Below are 7,049 nucleotides of genomic sequence, written 5' to 3'. Positions count from 1 at the left end.
GCCAGCGGCCAACGGGCGCGGCCGGTGAATTGGAGGCCTTCGTGCTGGCCGGCGGCCAGGCGCTGGCAGCCGGCGAAGGCGATCATGGCGCCGTTGTCGGTGCAGAACTCCAGGCGCGGGTAATAGACCCGGGCGCCCTCCTTGTCGGCCAGCTGATCGAGTTTTTCGCGCAGTTTGGTGTTGGCGCTGACCCCGCCGGCGATCACCAGCCGGGTGAGGCCGGTCTGTTGCAGGGCCCGGCGGCATTTGATCGCCAGGGTGTCGACTACCGCCTCCTCGAAGGCTCGGGCGATGTCGGCTTTGGCCTGCTCATCCCCCTCATTCTTTTTATAGGTGTTGAGGGTGAAGGTCTTGAGGCCGCTGAAGCTGAAATCGAGGCCGGGGCGGTCGGTCATCGGCCGCGGGAAGCGGAAACGGGTCGGATCCCCCTGTTCGGCCAGTTTCGCCACCGCCGGGCCGCCGGGGTAGCCCAGGCCCAGCAGCTTGGCGGTCTTGTCGAAGGCCTCGCCGGCAGCGTCGTCCAGTGACTCGCCCAGCAGCTCGTAGCGGCCGATCCCCTCGACCCGCACCAGCATGGTGTGGCCGCCGGAGACCAGCAGGGCGACGAAGGGGAAGTCGGGCGGAACGGGCTCCAGCATCGGCGCCAGCAGGTGGCCCTCCATGTGGTGCACCCCGATGGCCGGCACACCCCAGCCATAGGCCAGGCTGCGGGCGATGCCCGCCCCCACCAGCAGGGCGCCGAGCAGGCCGGGGCCGGCGGTGTAGGCAATGCCGTCGATATCCCCCTCGCCAGTTCCGGAGTGAGTCATCACTTCGCGGATGAGGGGCAGGGTTTTACGAATATGGTCCCGCGAGGCCAGCTCCGGCACCACCCCGCCGAACTCGGCGTGCAGCGCTACCTGGCTGTAGAGGGCGTGGCCCAGCAGCCCGATCTGGCTGTCGTAGATGGCGATCCCGGTTTCGTCGCAGGAGGTTTCGATGCCCAGTATCCGCATAAATGGCCTTTTATCCCTTAAAATTCACTGATTTGCCCGACATTTAGACTTTGCAATTGGCAGGGGCAGGTATTACACTTGCGCGCCTTAACTTTTTCAACAATTTTATCGAGGTGATGCTGAATGCCTTCTGTACGTGTGAAGGAAAACGAACCTTTTGACGTCGCTCTGCGTCGTTTCAAGCGTTCCTGCGAGAAAGCCGGTGTCCTGTCCGAGGTACGCCGCCGCGAATACTACGAGAAGCCGACTGCCGTGCGTAAGCGCAAGCTGGCTGCCGCGGTCAAGCGCCACCAGAAAAAACTGTCTCGCGAACGCGCCCGCCTGAAACGCCTGTATTGATGCCTCACCTGCTGTCCGTTTTGCGGGCGGCGCACTGACAAACCGGTATGAGCGACACATCTCTCAAGCTGCGCATTAACGATGACGTCAAAACGGCGATGCGTAACAAGGACAAGGAGCGTCTTGGCACCTTGCGCCTTATCACGGCCGCCATCAAGCAAAAGGAAGTCGACGAGCGCATCGAGCTCAACGACGACCAGGTTCTCGGCGTGCTCGAGAAAATGGTCAAGCAGCACAAGGACTCCATCGAGCAGTACGAAAACGCCGGTCGCAGCGAGCTGGCCGACAAGGAGAAGGCCGAGCTGGTCATCATCCAGGAGTACATGCCCGCCCAGCTCTCCGAGGCCGAGATCACTTCCCTGATCGACGAGGCTATCGCCGAGACCGGTGCCAGCGAAATGAAAGAGATGGGCAAGGTCATGGGCCTGCTCAAGCCCAAACTGGCCGGCCGCGCCGACATGGGCCAGGTCAGTGCGCTGATCAAAGCCAAACTTTCCTGACGCCACAGGGTTTCTCAACCCTGCTTGTTTTCATCCCCCTGACACCAACTAATCGCTGTGGGAGCGCCCACGGGCGCGATTGTTCGGCCGGGGTGTCGCGGTCGTGGCCCGCTCCCACCTCACCCTAACCAGTCAGCCCTTTTTACCTCGTCCCTCGTAACTCGTCCCTCGGCCCTCGATCTGTGCTGTACAATCAGCAGCATGGCCCGCATCCCCCAGTCCTTCATCGACGAGCTGATGAGCCGCATCGACATTGTCGATGTGATCGATGCGCGCGTGCCCCTGAAAAAGGCCGGCCACGAGTACAAGGCCTGCTGCCCGTTTCATAACGAGAAGACCCCCTCGTTCACCGTCAGCCAGAACAAGCAGTTCTATCACTGCTTTGGCTGCCAGGCGAACGGTACTGCCATCGGTTTTCTGATGGAATACGAGCATCTGACCTTTCCCGAATCGGTCGAGGAGCTGGCCCGTAGTGCCGGGATGACGGTGCCTTACGAAGGCACCCGTGCCGGCGATAAACCGCGCCAGACCAGCCGCGAGGCGGACGACCTCTATGCTCTGATGCAACAGGCTGATGACTATTATCGTCAACAGCTGCGCGAGCACACGGGGCGCCAGCAGGCCGTCGATTACCTCAAGGGCCGTGGCCTCAGCGGGCGGATCGCCGCCGAATTCGGCATCGGCTACGCCCCGCCGGGCTGGGACAATCTGCTGAAAAAACTGGGCAGTTCCGCCGAACGCCAGAAACAGCTGGTGACCACCGGCATGCTGATCGAAAAGGACGACGGCAAGCGCTACGACCGCTTCCGTCACCGGATCATGTTTCCGATTCGCGATCGGCGCGGGCGCACCATCGCTTTCGGAGGCCGGGTGCTGAGCGACGAGGACCAGCCCAAGTACCTTAACTCGCCGGAAACCCCGCTGTTTCACAAGGGCCGGGAACTCTACGGGCTGTACGAGGCGCGTCAGGTACTGCGCCAGATTCCCCGCCTGCTGGTGGTGGAAGGCTATATGGACGTGGTCTCACTCGCCCAGTTCGACATCCGCTACGCAGTGGCCACCCTGGGCACCGCCACCACGGCTGATCACCTGCAACAGCTGTTCAAGGTTACGTCCGAAGTAGTGTTCTGCTTCGACGGGGATCGGGCCGGACGCGAGGCCGCCTGGCGGGCCATGGAAAACGCCCTGCCGGTGATGCGCGAGGGACGCCAGATCCGGTTTTTGTTCCTGCCCGAGGGCGAGGATCCCGACACCCTGGTGCGCCAGGTGGGCAAAGCCGAATTCGAGCAACAGGTAGCTCGCGCGGCGTCGTTCTCCGATTACCTGTTCAACCGCCTCAGCGCGCAGAACGATACCGCCTCCATCGACGGGCGGGCCAACCTGGTGGAACAGGCCCGGCCGCTGCTGGCTCAATTGCCGCCAGGGGTCTACCGGCAGATGATGATCAGCCAGCTCGCGCAGCTGGCGCGGATTGACGAACATCGCATCGAGACCGCGCTCAGTCAGACCAAACCCCCGCGACAACGAGGCGAAGCCGGAGAGAGACAGCCTGACAGGGCCGGGGAGCGCTCCCGTCAGCCACAGCACCGTCGTGGTGGTGGACAGGACCGGCAACCCTTTTCACCGGTACGCCGGGCCCTGGCACGGCTGCTGCACAACCCGGCCCTGGCTCCCGAGGCAGGGGACCCACAGCGCCTGGCCCAGCTGGAAATCCCGGGCATCGATTTATTGGTCACCGTGCTTGAAACTTTGCGTCACCACCCCAATCTAACCACCAGTGCCGTAATCGAGCGCTGGCGCGACACAGAGTACGCCCGGCATCTGGAAAAACTGGCCGCCTGGCAACCTGAAATCGATGATGAAGCAAGTTTGAAACACGAATTCACGGCCGCGATCGAGTCCCTGGACCGGCTCCGGCTGGAAGCCCGTTACGACATGCTGATGACCAAATCCAACCATGGCAATCTTACGCCGGAGGAGAAGGTCGAAATCCGGCAATTGTCCAGCCAACTGTTCCACTGACGAAATTTTCAGGAAAAATTAAATAAATCGGGGGTTCCTGCCGTCATATACAGGCACCTGCCCTCGAGACGTCCCGGTTTACCTAGAAAATCGGGGAAATTAGTGTAAAATCGGATGGTTTTACGCCGCTATTTTGGAATCTGATTAGATGAAGCCTGCAAAAGCCGAAGCGATGGATTTAAGCCAACAGCAATCTCAACTCAAGTCGTTGATTGCCAAGGGTAAAGAACAGGGTTTTTTGACCTATGCCGAGGTCAATGACCACCTGCCTGATGATATTGTCGATCCCGAGCAGATCGAAGATATCGTTGCCATGATCAACGATATGGGCATTGTCGTCTATGAAACGGCCCCCGATGCCGACACCATCCTGGAAACCACCACCGAGGTGGACGAGGACGCCGCCGAGGAAGCCGCCGCCGCGCTGGCCTCCGTCGACAGCGAATTCGGTCGCACCACCGATCCGGTGCGCATGTACATGCGAGAAATGGGCGCCGTAGAACTGCTGACCCGCGCCGGCGAAATCGAGATCGCCAAACGTATCGAAGACGGCCTCAACCAGATGCTCTCCGCGCTGACCATGTATCCCGAAACCGTCAGCCAGCTTCTGCTGTTGTGGGATCAGGTCGATGCCGGTGAGATGAAACTGACTGACCTGATTACTGACTTTATCGATCCCAACGCGCCGGACGAGATTCCGACCCATACCCCGGTCGATGCCAGCGCCGCTACCGATACCAATAATGACGACGAAGACGACGCCGAGGAAGTCGACACCGGGCCGGATCCGGAAGAAGCTCGCCGGCGTTTCGAAGATATACGTAAGCTCCACAAGAAGCTGGTTACCTCAACCCGCAAGCACGGTCACCGCGACAAGAAAACCGCCAAACTGCGCGATGAGCTGGTCGAACAGGTTATGCAGCTCAAGCTGACCCAGAAGGTCGTGGACAACCTGGTCATGGCCATGCGTGAGTTGATCGACCGCATTCGCAGCCATGAAAAAACCATCATGGATATCTGTGTGGATCGCGCCCACATGCCGCGCAAGGAATTCATTACCTCCTTCCCGGAGAATGAGGCCAAGCCCGATTGGCTGGAAGAACAGATCAAGGCGGACACGAAGTACTCACCGATCCTGATGGAACACAAGGACGATATCCTGCGTGCCCAGCAAAAGCTGGCTTCTATCGAGGAGATCTGCGGACTGGCCATTTCCGAAATCAAGGACATCAACCGCAAGATGTCCATCGGCGAAGCCAAGGCCCGTCGCGCCAAGAAGGAAATGGTCGAGGCCAACCTGCGTCTGGTAATCTCTATCGCCAAGAAGTACACCAACCGTGGACTGCAGTTCCTGGATCTGATTCAGGAAGGCAACATCGGTCTGATGAAGGCCGTAGATAAATTCGAATACCGTCGCGGTTACAAGTTTTCGACCTATGCTACCTGGTGGATTCGTCAGGCCATCACTCGCTCCATCGCGGATCAGGCCCGCACTATACGTATTCCGGTGCATATGATCGAAACCATCAACAAGCTCAACCGGATCTCGCGACAAATGCTGCAGGAGATGGGTCGCGAACCGACACCCGAAGAGCTGGCCGAGCGCATGGAAATGCCCGAGGATAAGGTACGCAAGGTCCTGAAGATTGCCAAGGAGCCGATCTCCATGGAAACCCCGATCGGCGACGACGAGGATTCGCACCTGGGCGACTTCATCGAGGATATGAACGTGTTGTCGCCGATGGATCACGCCACCTCCAGCGGCCTGCAGGAAACTGTGCAGGGCGTACTGGAAGGGCTGACCGCGCGCGAAGCCAAGGTCCTGCGTATGCGCTTTGGTATCGACATGAACACCGACCATACCCTGGAAGAGGTCGGCAAGCAGTTCGATGTCACCCGTGAGCGGATTCGCCAGATCGAAGCCAAGGCACTGCGCAAACTGCGTCATCCGACCCGCTCGGATCACCTGCGCAGCTTTATGGACTACGAATAACTCGGCCTGTTCATCGATTCACAAAGGCCTCCCATACCCCGGGCGGCCTTTTTTCGTTATACTTCCCGGGTTCAGGGCCTGTAGCTCAGTTGGTCAGAGCAGGGGACTCATAATCCCTTGGTCGTAGGTTCAAGTCCTACCGGGCCCACCAAAAAACAGGGACGAGGGACGAGTTGCGAGTAAGACAACTTGTCACCTCGATATTCCGGAGTCCCGATATGACATTGTTGCCTCGCTACTTCCTGACCGCTTTTTTTCTCTTTCTATCTTCCGGTTTACCCTATGCCGAAACAGGCCACAAAGTCGGGCAGGCAACGCCGGAATTTACTCTGTCCAGCCTTGAAGGCAGCGAAGTCTCGCTGAATGCGCTCACACAACAAGGCCACGTCCTGCTGATTTTCTGGGCGACCGAATGTGTTTACTGCTATGCGCATATCGAGAACTTCAACGCGCTGCATGAGCAGTATCACGACCGGGGCTGACGGTGGCGGCCATTAATATTGCCGGCGAATATGAGCAGGAAGTACGTGAATATGCCCGGAACAACGGCCTCAGGTATCTCGTGCTGGCCAATCGCCTGGATAACCTCGATGTCGCCGAGAACTATCATGTGGTCGGCACACCCACCCTGGTATTGATCAACCCCGATAACAGGGTGCTTTTTTATGGTCACAATCTGCCTGAAGTTGCTAAATGGCTGAAAGAATAATCCGGAAGCTGGTATAGTATTCTTTCCGGATCCTCTTAAAGAAGTACTCTGGACGCCACATTAAGCGTGGAATAGCTGTTTGCCGGTCATACGACTGGCAATGACGCTCAACTAAAGACCAAATAACATCGCCTAGTTGATTGATTCAATGGAGCCATCGCATGTCCCAATCTATCTCCACCAGCCGTTCAAGGATCTTGGCTTCCCTGTACTTGGGATGATCCTCAATATAGGGCATCAAAGTTTCAACAACCTCCAGAACCGCTTGGTGAAACTCGGTTTCGCCGGGATTTTTTTCAGTAACTTTCTGCATGAATTCAGTAACTTTTTCCATCTGTGACTCTCCCTTTCCTTCTGAGTTTGGCGGTCATCGCGGCGATCCGGCCTCTTGGACCCGGCAACCGAGCAGCAAACAGCCAGTATTTTGGATGTCAATAGCGCAGGCCAAGACATAGTTTGCCAATTCAGGCCTGCTAAACTGTTCCTTTTCC

The 7,049-nt window shown here is 58.4% G+C and carries 8 protein-coding genes and 1 tRNA gene; 7 read left to right on the top strand and 2 right to left on the bottom strand.

What is annotated here, in order from left to right; translation table 11 throughout:
* A partial coding sequence (gene tsaD / locus R6U90_RS06415) for a tRNA (adenosine(37)-N6)-threonylcarbamoyltransferase complex transferase subunit TsaD (RefSeq protein WP_410351842.1) occupies nt 1–995 on the bottom strand: 995 nt, incomplete at its 3' end.
* 123 nt (nt 996–1,118) lie between these two features.
* Between tsaD and rpsU the strand changes: the two genes are divergently transcribed.
* The 7 genes from rpsU to R6U90_RS06380 all read left to right on the top strand — a co-directional run bounded on the left by rpsU (nt 1,119) and on the right by R6U90_RS06380 (nt 6,558).
* Nucleotides 1,119–1,334 carry a 30S ribosomal protein S21 gene (gene rpsU, locus R6U90_RS06410; RefSeq protein WP_410351841.1) on the top strand — a complete coding sequence of 72 codons (216 nt, stop codon included), beginning with the start codon at nt 1,119–1,121 and terminating at the stop codon, nt 1,332–1,334.
* Between the two features lie 47 nt (nt 1,335–1,381).
* Nucleotides 1,382–1,834, top strand: coding sequence for a GatB/YqeY domain-containing protein (locus tag R6U90_RS06405; RefSeq protein ID WP_410351840.1), 453 nt, complete (start codon nt 1,382–1,384; stop codon nt 1,832–1,834).
* A gap of 201 nt (nt 1,835–2,035) precedes the next feature.
* Nucleotides 2,036–3,856, top strand: a complete 1,821-nt coding sequence (gene dnaG / locus R6U90_RS06400) for a DNA primase (RefSeq protein ID WP_410351839.1) — start codon at nt 2,036–2,038, stop codon at nt 3,854–3,856.
* Between the two features lie 172 nt (nt 3,857–4,028).
* Nucleotides 4,029–5,849: an RNA polymerase sigma factor RpoD gene (gene rpoD / locus R6U90_RS06395; RefSeq protein WP_410351843.1), complete on the top strand. Its 1,821-nt coding sequence runs from the start codon at nt 4,029–4,031 to the stop codon at nt 5,847–5,849.
* Nucleotides 5,850–5,923: 74 nt separating this feature from the next.
* Nucleotides 5,924–6,000 (top strand) — tRNA-Ile (locus R6U90_RS06390).
* Between the two features lie 67 nt (nt 6,001–6,067).
* The gene (locus R6U90_RS06385) at nt 6,068–6,331 is read left to right on the top strand and encodes a peroxiredoxin family protein (RefSeq protein ID WP_410351838.1); all 264 of its coding nucleotides are present in this window, start codon (nt 6,068–6,070) and stop codon (nt 6,329–6,331) included.
* A 2-nt stretch (nt 6,332–6,333) separates the two neighbouring features.
* A complete protein-coding gene (locus R6U90_RS06380) occupies nt 6,334–6,558 on the top strand; it encodes a hypothetical protein (protein ID WP_410351837.1) in 225 nt (74 codons plus the stop codon).
* Between the two features lie 145 nt (nt 6,559–6,703).
* Here R6U90_RS06380 and R6U90_RS06375 read toward each other — a convergent pair whose 3' ends face one another.
* Nucleotides 6,704–6,892 carry a hypothetical protein gene (locus tag R6U90_RS06375; RefSeq protein ID WP_410351836.1) on the bottom strand — a complete coding sequence of 63 codons (189 nt, stop codon included), beginning with the start codon at nt 6,890–6,892 and terminating at the stop codon, nt 6,704–6,706.
* Nucleotides 6,893–7,049: the final 157 nt, after the last annotated feature.

It is taken from the genome of Thiohalophilus sp. (assembly GCF_046483665.1).
Taxonomy (GTDB): domain Bacteria; phylum Pseudomonadota; class Gammaproteobacteria; order UBA6429; family Thiohalophilaceae; genus Thiohalophilus.
The sequence above is the reverse complement of the archived record's forward strand: the minus strand, read 5'-3'. Positions and strand labels throughout refer to the sequence as shown.

Excerpts from the sequence above, each read along its gene's own strand:
- rpsU (WP_410351841.1), top strand. The coding sequence starts at position 1,119 with ATGCCTTCTGTACGTGTGAAGGAAAACGAACCTTTTGACGTCGCTCTG.
- R6U90_RS06405 (WP_410351840.1), top strand. The coding sequence starts at position 1,382 with ATGAGCGACACATCTCTCAAGCTGCGCATTAACGATGACGTCAAAACG.
- dnaG (WP_410351839.1), top strand. The coding sequence starts at position 2,036 with ATGGCCCGCATCCCCCAGTCCTTCATCGACGAGCTGATGAGCCGCATC.
- rpoD (WP_410351843.1), top strand. The coding sequence starts at position 4,029 with ATGGATTTAAGCCAACAGCAATCTCAACTCAAGTCGTTGATTGCCAAG.
- R6U90_RS06385 (WP_410351838.1), top strand. The coding sequence starts at position 6,068 with ATGACATTGTTGCCTCGCTACTTCCTGACCGCTTTTTTTCTCTTTCTA.
- R6U90_RS06375 (WP_410351836.1), bottom strand. The coding sequence starts at position 6,892 with ATGGAAAAAGTTACTGAATTCATGCAGAAAGTTACTGAAAAAAATCCC.